General features: G+C 56.0%; 11 protein-coding genes. 4 read left to right on the top strand and 7 right to left on the bottom strand.

Translation table 11 applies throughout. The features are described 5' to 3' along the window. Positions 1-16: 16 nt before the first annotated feature. The 4 genes from DYU11_RS01270 (at position 17) to recA (ending at position 8,836) form a co-directional block, all read left to right on the top strand. Positions 17-3,283 carry a SusC/RagA family TonB-linked outer membrane protein gene (locus DYU11_RS01270; RefSeq protein WP_119666668.1) on the top strand — a complete coding sequence of 1,089 codons (3,267 nt, stop codon included), beginning with the start codon at positions 17-19 and terminating at the stop codon, positions 3,281-3,283. 1 nt (position 3,284) lies between these two features. Further along, the gene (locus DYU11_RS01275) at positions 3,285-4,592 is read left to right on the top strand and encodes a RagB/SusD family nutrient uptake outer membrane protein (protein WP_119665834.1); all 1,308 of its coding nucleotides are present in this window, start codon (positions 3,285-3,287) and stop codon (positions 4,590-4,592) included. A 113-nt stretch (positions 4,593-4,705) separates the two neighbouring features. Next, on the top strand, positions 4,706-7,525 hold the full coding sequence (locus DYU11_RS01280; protein ID WP_119665835.1) for a hypothetical protein: 2,820 nt from the start codon (positions 4,706-4,708) through the stop codon (positions 7,523-7,525). A gap of 219 nt (positions 7,526-7,744) precedes the next feature. Then, entirely contained in the window at positions 7,745-8,836 is a 1,092-nt protein-coding gene (gene recA / locus DYU11_RS01285; protein WP_119665836.1) for a recombinase RecA, read from the top strand. 121 nt (positions 8,837-8,957) lie between these two features. Here the strand turns inward: recA and DYU11_RS01290 are convergent, their stop codons facing one another. The 7 genes from DYU11_RS01290 to DYU11_RS01320 form a co-directional block, all read right to left on the bottom strand. Further along, positions 8,958-10,244 carry a citrate synthase gene (locus tag DYU11_RS01290; RefSeq protein WP_119665837.1) on the bottom strand — a complete coding sequence of 429 codons (1,287 nt, stop codon included), beginning with the start codon at positions 10,242-10,244 and terminating at the stop codon, positions 8,958-8,960. Positions 10,245-10,454: 210 nt separating this feature from the next. After that, positions 10,455-11,735, bottom strand: coding sequence for a metal-dependent hydrolase family protein (locus DYU11_RS01295; RefSeq protein ID WP_119665838.1), 1,281 nt, complete (start codon positions 11,733-11,735; stop codon positions 10,455-10,457). Continuing rightward, the gene (locus DYU11_RS01300; RefSeq protein ID WP_229365655.1) at positions 11,722-12,276 is read right to left on the bottom strand and encodes a transposase; all 555 of its coding nucleotides are present in this window, start codon (positions 12,274-12,276) and stop codon (positions 11,722-11,724) included. The genes DYU11_RS01295 and DYU11_RS01300 overlap by 14 nt, the downstream gene beginning before the upstream one ends. A 168-nt stretch (positions 12,277-12,444) precedes the next feature. Next, positions 12,445-12,849: a hypothetical protein gene (locus DYU11_RS01305; protein ID WP_119665840.1), complete on the bottom strand. Its 405-nt coding sequence runs from the start codon at positions 12,847-12,849 to the stop codon at positions 12,445-12,447. A 26-nt stretch (positions 12,850-12,875) separates the two neighbouring features. Then, complete coding sequence (gene uvrA / locus DYU11_RS01310) at positions 12,876-15,749, bottom strand: excinuclease ABC subunit UvrA (RefSeq protein ID WP_119666669.1); 2,874 nt, start codon at positions 15,747-15,749, stop codon at positions 12,876-12,878. Positions 15,750-15,884: 135 nt separating this feature from the next. Next, on the bottom strand, positions 15,885-17,096 hold the full coding sequence (locus tag DYU11_RS01315) for an ATP-grasp domain-containing protein (RefSeq protein WP_119665841.1): 1,212 nt from the start codon (positions 17,094-17,096) through the stop codon (positions 15,885-15,887). A gap of 33 nt (positions 17,097-17,129) precedes the next feature. Beyond that, entirely contained in the window at positions 17,130-18,584 is a 1,455-nt protein-coding gene (locus tag DYU11_RS01320; RefSeq protein WP_119665842.1) for a leucyl aminopeptidase family protein, read from the bottom strand. Positions 18,585-18,643: the final 59 nt, after the last annotated feature.

Consider the following 18,643-nt stretch of genomic DNA (forward strand, 5'->3'; position numbering starts at 1 on the left):
CAATTTTTTTACGCCTATGATGTACAGTACTTTACTCAAACGACCCACCATCCGGGCTGTCTGGATGCTGTGTCTGGCTCTGCTGATTCACGCCGAAGGGATGGCCCAGAGCCAGCGTTTTACCCTACGGGGGCGCGTAACTGACGCGAACGGTCAAAGCGTGCCCGGCGTGACGGTGCAATTGCAGGGCACCTCGCTCGGCACCACCACCGACGCCGACGGCAACTATCAGTTCACGCCCAGCGTTGCGCCCGGCAACTACACGCTCAGCTTCAGTTCCATCGGTTTTGGAGCCACCACGCAGCCGGTTTCCCTGGGTTCGCAGGAGACCGTAACGACAAACGTAACCCTGCGCGAAGACGTTGCCAACCTCGACGAAGTGGTGGTAACCGGCTCTACCATCACCACGACCCGACGCGAACTCGGCAACGCCATCAGCACCATTCGCGGCAATGACCTGGTCCAATCGGGTTCGGGCGGACTGCTCAACTCCCTCCAGGGTAAAGTACCGGGGGCACAGATCACCCAGAACTCCGGCGACCCATCGGGCGGCATCACGGTTCGGCTTCGGGGGATAAAATCCCTGTCCGGCGCTTCAGACCCGTTGTACGTCATTGATGGGGTTATTGCCAGCAACAACAGCCTAAATGTCTCGCAGTTAGCCGTTTCGGATCAGGTCGGTATTGCAAACCCCGGCACCAACCGCCTTGCCGACATTAACCCGGCCGACATTGCCAGCATCAACGTCATCAACGGCGCGGCTGCTGCGGCTATCTACGGCTCACGGGCCATCAACGGCGTCGTGCTCATCACGACCAAGCGCGGCCAAACCGGAGCACCCCGCGTTACGTTCACGGCCAGCGCCAACATCAACGAACTCCGCAAGAGTGTGCCGCTTGGTACGTACAACAAGCAGTTTGGGTTTGCCGGCCTACGGCTTCACCCTATTGCGGGCATCTCACCCACGCAGATTACTGCCAACCCAGGCGTAACGACAGTAGGCATCCTTCGCGATGGGGTGACTACGCAGTTAGCAACCAACCTCGTTGACGTAACGCGGTACAACTACTTCGACCAGATTTTCCGCACGGGGTACGGTACCGACAACACACTGTCGGTTTCGGGCGGACGCGAAAACACGACGTACTACGTTTCATTCGGTTATCTCAAAAACCAGGGTATCATTCGCAACACCGATTTCACCCGCTATAACCTTCGGGCGCGTATCGACCAGCGATTGACCAACTGGGCCAAACTGTCGGTGGGATTGAGCTATGTGAACAGCCTGGCCAACGAGAAAGCCAACGGCAACGTATTCTACAGCCCAATCAACTCCGTCAACATCACCAACAACATTTACGACATTACCCAGCGCGACGCAGCGGGTAATCTGCAGGCCGTAGAGTCGACCCGGGTAAATCCGCTCTCGACCATCGAGGACATGAACTTTACGCAGGCGGTCAGCCGGACGATCAATGACGTACAGTTGAACCTGACCCCGTTGAAGGGACTCAGTGTCGACGCCATTTTAGGGATTGATACGTATGGCCAGGTGGGGCGCAGCTACATTCGGCCCTACCCGTATCAGGCCCAGGCGCAGCTGCCGCTCGAACGATATCCGTTTGGATATGCCGCGACGGCTAACAACACAGTGCTGCAGCTCAACGCCGACGTAAACGCTACGTATCAGCGCGACCTGACCGAAGCACTCAATCTGAAACTCATTGCGGGTTTCAGCTACCAGTACAGTCAGCAGGACCTGAGTACGTCGAATGGACAGAATCTGGCACCGTTCATTGAAACCGTTAGTGGTGCCGCCAGTACAACCGTTCGGGCCTTGTACAACCTTAGCCGCTTTAACCTGAGCGGGCAGTTCATCCAGGCCACGGTAGGTTACCGCAATCTGGCCTTCCTGACGGGTGCCATCCGGCAGGACCGCTCAACGGTATTCTCACCGTCGGAGACGAACCAGCTATACCCAAAAGTGAGCGGTTCGTTCGTTGTATCCGATCTTGGTTTCTGGAAAAATGCTTCGTTTAACGGCGTTTTCAACAGCCTTAAGCTGCGCGGATCATACGGCGATGCGGGAGGGCTGACGGCGCTGACGCCCAACGACCGGTTCTACCAATTTCTGCCCATTGCCTACCTCGGCCGCAACACCATTACTCCAAGCCAGACGCTGGCCAACCCAGCCGTACGTCCCGAGCGCATGACCGAACTGGAAGGCGGTGTTGATCTGTCGTTTTTTCAGGATAAAATCAACCTGGGTGTTTCGCTCTACCGCCAGCGGATTCAGGATCTGACGGTGAACCGGGTACTGGCTCCCACAACGGGGGGTACGGGTATTGTCAACAACGTGGGTGAAATGGAGAACCGCGGGGTCGAAATCCTGTTAGGCATTACGCCCGTCAAAACAAAGGACTTCACGTGGGACCTGACGTTTATCTACAACCGGAACCGCAACAAGGTGCTGTCGCTGGCCTCTCCCCGCATCGAACTGGCGAACGTAGCAGGGGCTCCGGTGTTCCAGCTGGTTGGTCAACCAGCCAGCCAGTTCTTCGGTACGTTCTACGCCCGGAACTACGAGACAGGAGCTTTGTTACTGTCGAGTAACCAGAACTTACCGCAGCAGGAGCGGGGGGATACCTACATCGCCACGGCCACCAAACCCATTGAACAGGTACTGAGCGACGCTGGCCTCAACATCAACAGCCTGCCGGCGGGCTCCTACGAAGTGGCTGGCACATACTACGTGCCTCGTCGCAACGCTCAGGGTCAGCCGGATTTGAGCAAACCCGTATTGCGCAAAGTGATCGGCAACCCCAACCCGAAATGGACCGGGTCTATCAGCAGCGAGCTGACGTACAAACGCGCCACGCTTCGTTTCCTGTTTGATGCCGTATATGGCAACCAGGTGTTCAATGCCGACAAGCGCACGCGTGAAAACGTGGGCATCGGCACGTTGACGGAGCAGGAAATGCGGGGTACGCTCACCCGTGGGTACATCTTCGCCATTGGACCCATTGAGGAATTCCGGATCGACGACGGCTCGTTTGTCAAACTGCGCGAAGTAGCCCTCAGCTACCAGCTTCCCAGCTTTGTCAAAGGGCTGAGCGGGCTCAACCTCTCGCTCATCGGCCGCAACCTGATTTCGTGGGACAACTACAATGGATTCGACCCCGAAACCAACGCAGGCGGCAACTCTGATCTGCTCCGGGGTATTGACTTCGGTAACGTACCCATACCGCGTACCTATCGTTTGCAACTAACAGCGACATTCTAACATGAAACGATACATCCTTACTACGGCACTTCTGACGGTATTACTCACCCAGAATGCCTGCCGCGAAGAGTACCTGAACCCCAGTATTGCCACGGAACAACAGGTAGTTAACTCGACTGATGGCCTCATTACGCTGGCCAACGGACTCGCCTACCGCTACACCTTCGGCCGATTGGGTGTTATTTACAATGCCGTAGCCGCCGGCGGATTGACTACCCGCGAGTTCCGCGTTCTGAATGCCGGGAACACCGATGAACTGAATCTGGAGCTTGGGTTTCAGAACGTAACCGGCGGCAACGCCGTGGTGCGGAACCTGTGGGCCACGAGTCAGATCGTTCGGGCGAATGCCGATGTCATTCTGGCCAATGCAAGCCGGGTCATTCAGGACCCCGGTACGCGCAGTGGGGTTGTTGCCTACGCATCAATCTATAAAGCCCTGGCCTTGGGAACGCTGGCGCAGTTCTTCGAGCAAACCCCTATTGTGACCGGCACGAACGCTCCGTTTGTGCCCCGGGCGCAGGCCTTGCAGCAGGCAATCAGTCAGCTGGAAGCGGCTGCTACGCTGGTGGCCACAACAGCCCCGTCGGCGGCATTCAATCAGGCTATTGCGCCCGGTATTGACATTCCCAATACCCTTCAGGCGCTCATTGCCCGCTACGCCCTCTTTGCCGGCGACTACGACAAAGCCATTGCCGCGGCCGGTCGGGTGGACCTGACCAGACGGTCGTTTTTCTCGTTCGACGACAATACCCGCAATCCGGTGTTCGAAACGGCGTTCAGCAACGTCAACGTATTTGCCCCCCAGAATGCGACGCTCGGACTAACGGGCGAACTGGCCCCGAATCCGGCCGACAGACGCCTGGCGTTTTACCTGCGCAGTAATCCAACGGGATCACAGAACCTCGGTACCGGCTTTTACACGGCCAACAACGCGCCGATTCCGGTGTATCTGCCGGGCGAAATGCTCCTGATCCGCGCCGAAGCGTACGCTCGAAAAGGGGACCTGGCCAACGCGGTTACCGAGTTGAACAAGGTACTGACCAAAACGACGGATGCGTGGGGACTAGGCGCGGGGCTGCCGGCTTACAGCGGTCCGCAAACAGCCCAGGCCATCCTGACCGAGATTTATCGTAACCGTCTGATCGAACTGGCGTTTCAGGGCTTCCGGCTGGAAGACAGCCGCCGATTTGGGCGACCGGGGCCGGGCACTACGCCGGCGACAAACGCAGAACGGACGCGTAATTTCCTGCCGTATCCGTTCACGGAGCGCGATAACAACACCAGTACCCCGCCAGACCCGGCCAACTAACCAGCGGTGGTTTTACGGAATGCCTGAATATATTTGCCATGCCGGCCCAGCGTCGCTTTATCCGACCGGGCCGGCATGACTTTTTTCCCCGTATCAACCTTCACCCTGGCGCTATGAAAAGGCTGTCGTTCCTGGCCGACCGACTTCCGAACGGGTACCCGTACCGCACGCAACTGCTGCTGGTGTCGGTGGGTATAGCCATATTGATTGGCGTCATTCAACAGTATCTGGGCGAGCCATCGATGCACGATCTGGCCACGGCCTACGCCCGTACCGGAACCGATGTGAGCCGCCTTATCAACGGCTGGCAGCAAACGGATAATCGGCTGTTCTGGGCCTGGCTGGAGGTCTTGGTCGATCTGGTGCTGTTCATTCCGGCATACACGGCCACGGTGATGATCTGGTGCTGGTTCTGCGCCCACGAAACGCTCTACGTCCGCAACCCGGCCCATCCGCGGCTTGGTCGGCTCATGAACGTAACCGGCCGGGTGCTGGCCGTCAGCATCTGGATTACGGGGCTGGCTGATCTGCTCGAAAACACGGTCATGCTGCAATGGCTGCTCGGCCACGAAGGCTTCCTGTCGCCTGCTGCCATGCGCCTTGTCTGGTGGCTGAAAATGGGGCCTATCGCTGCGGCCTTGTGGTACATCGCCCTTCACCCAATCGCCATCGCCTTTTCGGTTTGGGATACCATCCGGCGCTGGTTGTTTGGCCGACGAGGGTTTTATGCCACTACGCTGAACCGGCTCGTCAGGCACATGATCCGGCGCCGGCAGCAACGGAAGCGGGTAGTCGACACCGTCAATGAACGATGTGAGCGCGTCCCACCCAGAAAAGCGACCCTCCGCGACCGATTGAATGGCCTCTGGAAAGGATTCCTGAACGTTCAGCTTATCGTGTATCTGCTGGCTGCATCGGCGCTGGTGTTTCAACTCGGACAATTCGATGAAATCTTTTATCTCCTGCTGACTCAAAAGCAGGGCATTGCGATGGTTCTGTTCAGTACGGGCCTGTCGCTGGGGTGGTGGAGCCAGACGGTCTACATCTGCAGCAAGGTAATGCTCTACATTCAGCCCAGCTACTACGGTGCCTTGAACCCCGCCCGTCCCGAAGCAGCGGCCCGGCAGATCGTCCGGTTCCGGAACGAACTCCAGGTCTTACGACTGATGCCCCTGTTGCTGGCCGGTTTGCCGTTTGCCATCGCCATCGTAACGGTGCTGGTCAATTACTACCGACTCCATTTCCCCTGGACGTTCGAACCCATATCGCCGGATGGATTCAGGCCTGCCGTACGTTTCTACAGCGTGCTCTTTACGCTGATTCTGATCGCCGGAAGCTTGTTATGGCTGCTACGCCGGTTTGATCGTCGGCTGCAATACACCGACATTGTCCTGTTCGGCTCCGAATCGCCGGTACGGGATTATGCCATGCTGGTGGATCTGGCGCCACGGAGCATTCTATTCGGCCAGGGAACGGTAGTCGGCTTGCTGCTGGTGTTTCTGCCCGGCACGGGTCTTATGCTGGCTCAGGGCATCGGCTTATACGCCGTGGTGCTGCTCTGGCTCTGCGGCTTTGCCTTCCTGATCACCATCCTCTACCAGCTCAACCAGCTACCCAGGTATCCGGTTCTGGTCATCACGGGGTTGTTGCTGCTGATCTTCTCCCGTTGTAACGACAACAGTGGCATTCAGGAGAGCTCATTACCGGCACCACTGCCCCGGCAATCGCTGGAATCGTACTACCGGCGCTGGCTCGACGACCGGCCGGGAAACGACAATACGCCATTGCCCGTAGTGGTGGTTGCTACGGCCGGAGGTGGCATCCGGGCCACCAACTGGACCACCGAATGCCTGGCAACGCTACGCGATAACATCCGTGGTTTTGACCGCTACGTATTTGGCATCAGTGGCGTGTCGGGTGGGGGTGTCGGAGCCGCTACGTACGTTGCTTCGCTCAAGGGTTTTGTCGCACCGGATTCAGCATTCCGGCTCAGGCTGCGTTCAATAGTTACGCAGGATCTGATTTCGCCGGCGGTGGCCTCGGCGCTGTTTCGCGGGGGCGTCAACAATTTCTCCCCCGTTCCCATTGCCGCTCTGGACCGTAACCGCTGGATTGAAGACGCCTGGCAGAATGCGCTGTTCAGTCAGCCACTGGATACGGCCGTGCAGCAAACCCTGCGGCAGTCGTTTCTCCGGCTCTGGACACCGGGCAGTACCAACCTCCCCTGTCTGTTTCTGAACACGACCATCGCCGAGACCGGCCAGAAAGGCATTTTGACCAACGTATCACTTGGGAATACGTCTGACTCACTGAACGCTTTTTTTGACGTAGCTGACTTGTTTAGCTCCTTCCAGCACGATATTCCATATAAAACCGCTACGTTTCTCTGCGCCCGCTTTCCGTTCGTGACCAGTGGCGGCAAAGCAACCGGTCCGCTGCCCAACATTGAGTCCGGTTCGGCCATTACGTACCACATGCTGGATGGTGGCTACGTTGAAAACACGGGGATCGTTACGGCCGTTCAGGTTATTCGGGCGTTGCAACGGGTAACCCCTGGAGGGCGCTGGCGCAGTCGGCCTGTGCAGTACTACCTGCTCTTTCTGCGCAACGGGTCGGTGTCGGAGCAGGCGGCCAATGTCAGCCTGTTCAAATTCGCGAACGAACCGCTAAAAGGGTTTCTGCAAAGCTGGGAACGGGCGGGCGTCGGTCTCGATCAGCTCGTGCGTTCGACGCTCAATGGAGAGGCCGCGCAGCTGGATTTTCAGTACACGAGTCTGGGGCTGGAAAGTGGCAATCACAACTACCCGCTGGGCTGGTACATCTCGCCAACAGCCGCCGATACGATGGGCATTCAGGCCCGCTCGGCGGTAGGTAACGCCCTAAAAGCGAACACCTCTGTTCTGACCCGGTTACGACGACAGATCGGTCAATAATTTAAGTCAACTTTAATGGGTTTATACGTCAGCCCGGAAGCGCCTTCTTAAATCATTAAAATTCTCAAAATCAACTCTTTATATTCGCTAAAAATCCAACCTCTCCTCCCTTCCTCCTCTCCTCCCTTCATACCTCTTCCCACCCCCAAGTATTTTCAAAACCTACTTGGTATTTTGGCCGAAAATCGCTAATTTTATCTGCTTAAACAACCACTAAACATGGCCAAATCTGACATGGCACAAGCTACGGCAAATGCTAATGACAACAAATTGAAAGCCCTTCAAACCACGATTGAGAAGCTGGACAAAGCCTTCGGGAAAGGCACCGTTATGCGGCTGAGCGAAAGCAAAGTTGTTGACGTTCCGGTGATCTCAACCGGCTCGCTGGGCCTTGACCTGGCATTGGGTATCGGCGGGGTGCCGCGTGGACGGGTCGTTGAAATCTACGGACCGGAATCGTCGGGTAAAACAACGCTGACGATGCACTGCATCGCCGAAGCACAGAAAGCAGGCGGTATGGCGGCCTTCATCGACGCCGAGCACGCTTTCGACCGCGTCTATGCCGAGAAACTGGGTATTGACACCAACAACCTTCTGATTGCACAGCCGGACAACGGCGAACAGGCACTCGAAATCACCGAGCACCTCATCAGCTCCGGCGCTATTGATATCATCGTTATTGACTCGGTTGCCGCTCTCGTTCCGAAAGCCGAAATTGAAGGCGAAATGGGCGAAAGCAAGATGGGTCTGCAAGCCCGGCTGATGTCGCAGGCGCTGCGGAAGCTGACCGGTGTGATCAACAAGACCCAGTGCTGCTGCATTTTTATCAACCAGTTGCGCGAGAAGATCGGCGTGATGTTCGGTAACCCCGAAACCACGACCGGTGGTAACGCCCTGAAGTTCTACGCATCCGTTCGTCTGGACATCCGCCGGATTGGCCAGATTAAAGAAGGTGCCGACAACGTAGTGGGTAACCGCGTCAAGGTGAAAGTTGTGAAGAACAAGCTGGCAGCGCCGTTCAAAGTTGTCGAATTCGACATCATGTACGGTCAGGGTATCTCCAAAGTTGGTGAAGTACTTGACCTGGCCGTTGAGATGGAAATTGTGAAGAAGTCTGGTTCGTGGTTCTCGTACGACGGCAACCGCCTGGCCCAGGGCCGCGATGCCGTGAAGGACCTGCTGCTCGATAATCCTGAGCTGATGGCCGACATCGAAAACAAGATCCGCGCTAAGATCAACGAAGACGAAAACGCGCTGCTTGATCCAATCGGCGGTACTGAAGACGATGACGAAGGAACCGTCGAGGATTAATATCCTGACAACCTGTCGACATTGTGCTTATACCAAACAGCCCCGGCCATCTGGCCGGGGCTGTTTGGTTTTACCTGGTTGCTATCACGTCAGTTCTGAGTAGAAACGACGGTGCAATAGCCTATCGATTCTCCATCGGAACAAACTCACGCAGGGTTGAACCCGTGTAGATCTGACGCGGCCGGCCGATCGGCTCCTTCTGCGCCCGCATCTCCAGCCACTGAGCAATCCAGCCCGGCAGACGGCCAATCGCAAACATCACCGTGAACATATTGGTTGGGATACCCAGAGCCCGGTAGATGATACCCGAATAGAAATCAACGTTCGGGTACAGTTTCCGCTGAATGAAATACTCGTCGTTCAGAGCGGCTTCTTCCAGGCCTTTGGCAATCTCCAGCACCGGGTCATTTACGCCCAGCTTGCTCAACACATCGTCGGCGGCTTTCTTGATGATCCGGGCGCGCGGGTCGAAATTCTTATACACCCGGTGACCGAAACCGAACAGCCGGAAACCGGTTTGCTTGGCATTCTTGGCCATCTCAACGTATTTGGCTACGTCGCCCCCATCGTTGCGGATGTCCTCCAGCATCTCAATCACTTCCTGGTTGGCCCCGCCGTGCAGCGGTCCCCAGAGCGCATTGATCCCCGCCGATACCGACGAGTAGATGTTGGCCCGCGACGAACCCACCAGCCGTACCGTTGAGGTAGAGCAGTTCTGTTCGTGATCGGCGTGCAGGATCAGAAGTACGTTCAGCGCATCGGCAACGACCGGGTCAACTTTATACTCTTCAACCGGCAGCGCGAACATCATGTGCAGGAAGTTGGAGATATAGTCGAGCGTGTTTTTTGGGTAATTGACCGGATGTCCCTGCGATTTCTTGTATGACCAGGTGGCGATCGTCGGCAGTTTGGCCAGCAGACGAATGATATGCAGGTCGGTTTTGTCCTCGGCCTTATCGTCGTATGAATCGGGATAGAACGCGCTCATAGCGCTCACCAACGACGACAAAACGCCCATTGGGTGGGCGTTGACGGGAAATCCTTCAAAAATTTTACGCATGTCTTCGTTCACCATCGTATGGCGACGAATTGCGTTTTCAAATGTGGAAAACTCTTCATTGGTGGGCAGTTCACCGTAGATAAGCAGGTACGCTACTTCCAGAAACGAAGCCTTCGCGGCCAGTTCTTCAATGGAGTAGCCCCGGTACCGCAGGATTCCCTGTTCGCCGTCGAGGAACGTGATGGCGCTCTGCGTGGCACCGGTGTTTTTATAGCCTTTATCGAGGGTAACGTAGCCCGTGTGGTCACGGAGGTTCGAGATGTCGATGGCTTTTTCGTGTTCGCTTCCCTCTACCATAGGGAATTGAAACGATTTACCATCAACGGTTAGCTCAGCAGTGTTTGCCATACAGAAAATCAGGGTAGAGTATTCAGAAATAACGGATTATCCGTTGGTTAAAAACCATGAAACGAATCCAGTGTACCGGTCAACCGGCCCGGCGAATCACGCCGGGCGAAATTAAACCAAAAACATAAACGACGGATAAAACCATCGTAAAAAAGCCATAGTAAACAGGCATTTATTCTGTAACCCGACAGCTACGCAATTAGTTTGCGGTCAGCGCTGGTATATAGTTCCGCCCTTCATAACCAGCCTGATACGCCGAACGTCCGAAATAGCCGTTGCCGGATTACCCGTAACAGCCACCAGATCGGCCAGCAGGCCCGCCCGGACCCGCCCGCGATCGGTCAGGTGAAACACATCGGCATTGACCGACGTAGCCGACCGTAACACATCCAGCGGCTTCATACCGTATTGAACCATCATCTCCAGTTCACGCGCGTTATCGCCGTGGCTAAACACGCCTACATCGCCCCCGGCGCAGATGGTCACGCCCGCATCCAGCGCTTGCCGGAACGTGACCCGCTTTTGCCGAATGCGCTCGGGCTCGGGTTCCTGGCCTTTCTTCCAGCCCCGGTATTGGCTGACGGCATCGCCTGCGGCCAGGGTAGGACAAAGCGCCGTTCCGTGTTCCTTCATCAATTTGAATATCTCGGGCGTCCCGACGTCGCCGTGTTCAACCGTTTCGCAACCAGCCAGAATGGCCCGGCGCATGCCTTCGGCGGTTGCCGCGTGGGCCACAACACCCCGACCGCTGCTTTTGGCTACCTCTACGATTAGTTTCAACTCATCAAGCGTGTACGTCGGGCGAGCATCTGCCATAAGCCCCCACCGGTAATCGGCATAGACCTTGACGACATCGGCCCCTTTACCAATCTGCCGCCGGACAGCCTGGATGAGCGCATCGTGCCCATCGGCCTCTTCGGCCCCCTGCGGTACGTTGATGTCGGAACTAAACCCTTTCGGGGCGTAACTGCCGGTAGCAATCAATGCCCGTGTCGCCACAATCATCCGTGGCCCGACAATAATCCCCTGGTTGATGGCCTGCTTCAGTCCCACGTCATCGTAATCCGCTCCTTCGGTGCCCAGGTCCCGTACCGTCGTGAAGCCGGCCAGCAGTGTTTTCTGGGCGTGTACCGTAGCCCGGGCTACGCGCAGGGACCGGGCTTCTTTCAGCACCTGATCGTCCCAGGGCGTTTCGTTGTAGGGATGCAGCAGCAGATGCGAATGACCTTCAATCAGGCCCGGCATCAACGTAGTGCCTTTCAGATCGATCACCTCAGCACCGGTCGCGCTGACAGAACCAGCCGGTCCGGCCGCTTCAATCTTGTCACCTTGCACACGAACCACCCAATTGTCATGAATGGTTTCGCCATCGAAGACGCGATCCGGACGTAGCAGATACGTCTGGGCCAAGCTCCCGCTTGGCCATAGCAACTGAATAAACAGGCCAAGCAAGGGCTTGGCCCATACAGTTAACCTCTTACTCGAAATCATTATAGCTCGGTTTCATATAGGTCCACTTCCAATCCTGCCAGCGCTTACACAAGCCAGCTTTTACAGGGTTGTTCAACACGTATTGCACGATACGATGTTGCTCTTCTTGATTACGCACCAGCCGATCATAGTTCCGGTCCGACCAGAACATACCTTCCCGGCTTAACAAGCGATTACATCTTTTGGCGGAAAAACTTTTCACGCTTTGAACAACCTGCTGTAACGAACGTACTTGGTTGCCGGATTCATCATTGAACAATGTGAACACAATATGAATATGGTTCGACATAATGGTGTAGGCGATTAACTCATAAGCTCTGTCATCCCAGTATTGAAAACTTTCGGCCACGACCTTTGCCAATGCATCATCCGCCAGCCATCGCGGTCCAAAATCAGCTTTATCCAATAGCGCTTCATATTCAGCAAAGAAGATTCGCTCTAATCGGTCAAGATCCGCGGATGGATTTGATGATTTAGCCAGTACTTGACGCCTTTTCAATGCATAGTCTTCCGCCAGCCGCTTCTTCTCAATTTGAGACATAGAGCCAGCCAATCGGGTTGTCAGAAAAAAGGTACCGCCCAATGGTTGTAAATGAGGAAGTCCTTTGTAAATGTAAACGTCCCGGTGCATAGAAGTCCTGGCCAAGCTCCCGCTTGGCCTTTGTTAAAATCTTTCACAATAGGGCCAAGCGGGAGCTTGGCCAGGACATTAACGGCGCTTGGTACCTACTGAGTCAAACAAACCCTTTCCGAAAACCAGCACCACCAATCCCGGCAGCAGGACAGCACCCGCCCGAAAACCCGCCCCGGTCAGTTTATAAATGCCGGTATTGTATTGCGTGAAGCTTTGAAAGAGGTAAAACACCGACGCAGCCAACAGAACGGCCATCAATATGATATTGAGCGGACGGCCAACCCGGCTGACAATCCAGCTTAGCAACAGAGCCGCACCGACGACGATAGACACGGTTCCGAGCGCGCGCGGGAATGTTTCGAGATACGTGTAATCAAAGAAAAACACCCCAGCCTGACCAATCAGATTGGGGTGTGATAAGAGCCAGCCATCAAGGACGACCAGCACCAGCAGAAGAATGTAAAAAAAGGGGTTACGCATAAACCTTAGCAGACAGTACTGACCGGCTAAGGTAGCGAATTTTGCGGCTGAGCCGCGTCCAATTCCATTTTAAGGAACTTTCCGGTATAACTGCTCTTCACCTCGGCTACCTTTTCCGGCGTTCCTTCGGCGATGATTTTCCCACCTTTGTTGCCGCCTTCCGGACCAAGGTCGATCAGGTGATCGGACACTTTGATTACGTCCAGATTGTGCTCGATGATCAGGACCGTGTTGCCCTTATCGGCCAGCTTATTCAGGACGTCGAGCAGGTGCGAAATATCCTGGAAGTGGAGCCCCGTTGTCGGCTCGTCCAGAATGTAAAGCGTTTTGCCGGTATCTTTTTTCGACAGTTCTTCGGCCAGCTTGACGCGCTGCGCTTCCCCACCCGACAACGTAGTAGCGTGCTGACCCAGCGTAATGTAGCCCAGCCCGACGTCGTTCAGTGTGGTTACCTTACGCAGAATCTTCGGCTGGCTGGCGAAGAACTCTAATGCCTGCTCAACGGTCATGTCCAGTACGTCGGCGATGGATTTACCTTTAAACCGTACTTCGAGCGTTTCGCGGTTGAAGCGTTTGCCTTTGCAGGTCTCGCAAACGACATGGACATCGGGCAGGAACTCCATCTCGATCTTTTTCATCCCCGCGCCTTCGCAGTCTTCGCAGCGGCCTCCTTTCACGTTGAACGAGAAACGGCCGGGTTTGTACCCCCGAATCTTGGCTTCGGGCAGTTCGGCAAACAGCGTCCGGATCTCCGAAAACATGCCCGTATACGTAGCGGGGTTCGAGCGGGGCGTCCGACCAATCGGCGACTGATCGACTTCAATCACCTTATCCAGGTGCTCCAGACCCTCCACCGACTTGAACGCCAGCGGCTCCCGCTTCGACTTGTAGAAATGCCGGTTCAGAATCGGAAACAGCGTTTCGTGAATCAGCGACGACTTGCCGCTACCCGATACGCCCGTAATCGTCACCATTTTCCCCAGCGGCAATTTCAACGTAACGTTCTTGAGGTTATGCCCGGTTGCGCCTTTAATAATCAGGAACTTGCCGCTGCCTTTCCGTCGTTCGGCGGGGATTTCGATGGCCCGCCGGCCGCTGAGGTAATCGGCGGTCGTGCTGCCGTTCTGCAGAAACTCGTCCGGAGTACCGATTCCGACAACCTGACCACCGTGCCGACCAGCACCCGGTCCAATGTCCAGAATGTAGTCCGATTCGAGCATCATGTCCTTGTCGTGTTCCACCACCAGGACCGTATTGCCCAGATCGCGCAGGTTCTTCAGCGAGTCGATCAGTTTTACGTTGTCGCGCTGGTGCAGCCCGATACTTGGCTCGTCCATGATGTACAGTACACCAACCAATTGCGTACCGATCTGGGTGGCCAGCCGAATGCGTTGCGCTTCTCCACCCGACAGCGTACGTAGCGGTCGGTCGAGGGTGAGGTAATCCAGACCAATGTCGAGCAGGAACCCGATCCGTTTCCGAATTTCCTTGAGTACCTCCTTGCCAATTACGTTCTGCCGTTCCGACAGCCGGCTTTCCAGTCCGTCGAACCAGGCCGACAGCTCCGAAATGTCCATCTGCGCGAGTTCGGAGATGTTCTTGCCGTCGATGCGGAAATACAGCGACTCCTTTTTCAGCCGGGCTCCATTACACTCCGGGCAGGTTTTTACCACCATGAAGTCTTTGAGCCAATCCTGAATTTTGTCGGTACCGTTTTCCTGCTGGCGCTTCAGAAAGTTGACGATTCCCTCGAATTTAAAGCTGTAGTAGTCCTCACCGGGGTATTTCTTCGACGGTACGGCCGCTTCCTCGTCGGTTCCGTACATCAGGGCGTGGAGCAGATCAGCCGGGTACTTTTCGACCGGTGTGGTCAGGCTGAGCTTGTATTTTTTCAGAATGACTTCGATCTCCTTAAAGAACCAAAGTTCCCGGTATTCGCCCAGCGGAGCGATAGCCCCCCGGCTGACGCTCAGCTTTTTGTCCGGGATAACCGATTCTTCCGTGATTTCTTCGATGGAACCGAGCCCGTTACAAACCGGGCAGGCACCGTAGGGCGAGTTAAACGAGAACGTGTTTGGCGACGGCTCATCGTAGCTGATGCCCGACTCCGGGTCCATCAGGTTCTGCGAGAAGTAAATCAGCTGGCCCTCCTGGTCGAGTGCCTGCATCGCTCCTTTACCCTGCTTCAGGGCCGTTTGCACCGACTGGCTCAGCCGATAGCGATCGTCGGGTTTCGGTACGATCCGGTCGATCACGATCTCGATGTCGTGAATTTTGTAGCGGTCGAGTTGCATTTTCGGCACGATGTCCTGCACCACGCCGTCCACGCGAACTTTGGTGTAGCCGGTTTTGGCAATCTGCACGAACAACTCCCGGTAGTGGCCTTTGCGTCCTTTGACAACCGGAGCCAGCAGGGTCATTTTCTGCCCGGCGTATTGCTGCAGGATGGTGTCGATGATCTGGTCCTGCGACTGCCGTTCCATCTTCCGGCCCGTTACGTACGAAAACGCTTCGCCGGCGCGGGCGTAGAGCAGCCGCAGAAAGTCGTAGATTTCCGTTGTGGTGCCGACCGTTGAGCGGGGGTTTTTAGAAGTCGTTTTCTGCTCGATGGAAATCACCGGACTCAGACCGTTGATTTTATCCACATCAGGGCGCTCCATGTCGCCGATGAACGAACGGGCGTAGGCCGAGAAGCTCTCCATATAGCGCCGTTGGCCTTCGGCGTAGATAGTATCGAACGCCAGCGACGATTTGCCGCTGCCGCTAATTCCTGTCACGACCACCAGCTTGTTGCGGGGAATCGTTACGTCAATGTTTTTCAGGTTATGTTCGCGGGCACCGAGCACTTCAATCTGCTCATAGCCGGTAAGTTCTACATCCGTGAGACCCGTAGGGGACACGGCAGGCTGATGATCAACGGGCTTGTTTTCTGTCACGTTGCAATACACCGCCGAAGCGGTTGGCTTATTCTTTAGGCTAACAGCAAAACAGCCGGGGTAGTTTCCTGAAAACGGGGCAACTTGATGACGCGCCGATTAATTCGTAGGCCGTTCGGGTACGGGGGCCGATGCGTGGAATTCTGTGTAAATCCGCTGCATATAGTCATCCAGCAAGTGCAGCACCCGCGCCTGCTCCGCCGATTGCACGATAAGCCCTACGTGGTACTCCTTGTTGATACGCCACCAGATTTCCGGATCAGCAAACAGGCTCTGGTCGGGCCACTGCTGCCGCGCCAGCGACACGATCAGGCCGGCGTAGTTGTGCTGTTCTTCGGGCAACTGATACGGCTGGTCTAAAGCGAGGGCCGTTTCGAGCCGCGCCCATTCCCGCCATAGGTTTATTCCCGAAGCCGCTTCGACCATCTCGGCAATGTGCGCCCCCCCGACTCGCGAGGCCGTTTCGAGGAAATACAATTCACCATCGTGATCGCAGCGGATGTATTCGGAATGCGACGCGCTGTGACGCATGCCAAAGGCAGCCATCACCTGATCGTTGATGCTACGCAGCGCCGTGGTTTCAGGGCTATCAAAGGGCAATACCATGGTTCGGAAGATACCGCCCCCGTGTGCCACCTCCATCGGCGTCGCCAGGTACTGACTGGCCCGCGTGAACACCGATTTGCTATCGACCGACAGCGCATCGACGTGGTAAACCCGGCCCGGCTTGAATTCTTCAATCAGGTAGTTGTGCCGTAGATCGCCCAGCGAGTGAATAACCTGCCAGGCCTCCTCCAGCGAATGAACTTTGCGAATGCCCGTAGCCGAGGCCTCCGTGCGGGGCTTGATTACCCAGGGCGAATCGGTCGTGCGCAGGTAGTCCGTAATGCTTTCGTCGTGGAACAGGGGGCTGAACCGCGGAATCCGAATCCCGGCTTTCTGCGCCCGGAGCCGCATGGCTAATTTATCGCGAAAGTAGCGCGATGTAGTCTGACCCATGCCCGGCACCCGGAACACCTCCCGGATCAGCGCGCCTTTCTCTACGTCAAAATCATCCAGCGCAATAACCCGGTCGATTTTCCGCGATCGCATTACGTGCGCCAAACCCTGAATCATGCGGTCCAGGTTCTCACTCGAATTGCTTTGCGCCGGCAGGTAGAAGGTTTCATCAATGGACTCGAACGGCCACGGGCTATCGCGCAGTTTTTCGTACGTCAGCAGATAAACCGTATTGCCGAGTTCTTTGCAGGTTCTTAGGAACGCTTCGCCTTTGAAATACGTCGCAATGCACAGGAATGACAGTTGGCTCATGAACAATCGGGGTTAAGGTTGGGAATATACAAATTAACTCCGCAGGTAGTCAATCAGCAGGCGGATTCCATATCCTGTGGCATTTTTCTGCGAACCAAACTCGGTGTCGGCAAAGGCCGTCCCGGCAATATCGAGGTGTGCCCAGGCTGGATGCTCATCCGTAAACACTTCCAGAAACTTGGCCGCGGTGATCGCCCCGGCCAGCGGTTTGCCGCTGTAATTTTTGACATCGGCTACGTCCGACTTAATATCTTCCCTGTACATATCCCAGATTGGAAGACGCCAGAGCCGTTCGCCGGTCTTATCGGCGGAGGTCAGCAGGTCAGCGGCCAGGTCGTCGTTCTGCGTGAACAGGCCGGCCGCGTGGTATCCCAGCGTAGCAATGACACTACCGGTCAGCGTAGCCAGATCGATCAGAACGTCGGGCTGGTAGTTCCGCACCATGTAGCTTAACCCATCGGCCAGAATAACCCGCCCTTCGGCGTCGGTGTCGATGATTTCGATGGTTTTTCCGCTGTACGACCCCACTACGTCGCCCGGTTTGGTGGCCCGCCCATCAACCATGTTTTCGGTGGTGGGTACAATCCCGATCAGATGCACAGGCAGTTGCAGCTTCGCAGCGACTTCGAGCGTTCCCAGTACGGCCGCGGCCCCGCCCATGTCACTCTTCATGAGGTGCATATTGGCCGACTGCTTGATGGAAATACCGCCCGTGTCGAACGTAATGCCCTTACCGACAAGTCCTACTTTTCTGAGTCCTTCGCCGACCGGTTTGTATTCGGCGATGATGAACCGGGGCGGCAGGTCGCTGCCCCGATTTACACTCAGTACGGCCTGCAAGCCCTGCCGCTCCATCTCGTCCTTGTCAAATACGGTAACCGAATAACCATACCGCTCACCCGATGCGACGGCCCACTCCGCCAGGGTTTGCGGATTGACGTAGTTCGACGGCGCATTCATCAGGTTGAGGATTTCGCGCTGGGTTTCGGCCATGGCCTCCGCCCGACGCAGGGCCTCTTCGGCCGCTGCCTGTTGATCGTCTGCAACCAGTACGGTAAGTTCGCCGGTTTCGGCATAAAAAACCGGGCCCTCAGCTTTGTCGGTCTGGTACAACCGCAGGTCGTAGCCACCCCCGCGAATACCAAGCAGTACGTCTTCGACTACCGCGGCCCCAAAACGGGTCAGATCCACACTGACCGACGGCGGCAGCCGGTCTTTCTGCCGGAAGCTGAACTCACGGAATGTTTTCAGCCAGTCTATCGAACCCGGCGCTTTACCAAGTCCGAGCAGGTACGTTTTCCGGCCATCAGGGTGATACAGCGGAAGGACATCTTTGGCATTGGCCTTGAAATCGGTTTGCAAAACCGCAGCCGGAACGCCGGTTGTCTCGGCCAGTGTCGCTAACGTATCTGCTAATGTATCGGACTGAACGATGGGCACAATATGGGCCTCTGACCGACTTTGCCGGGAAACTACAGTGATTTTCATAATTGATTATAACCCTGACGGAACAGACATCCGGCCGAATAACGCTGTTGACGCGGCAT

Origin of the sequence: Fibrisoma montanum, from assembly GCF_003583365.1 — a bacterium.
Classification (GTDB): Bacteria; Bacteroidota; Bacteroidia; order Cytophagales; family Spirosomataceae; genus Fibrisoma; species Fibrisoma montanum.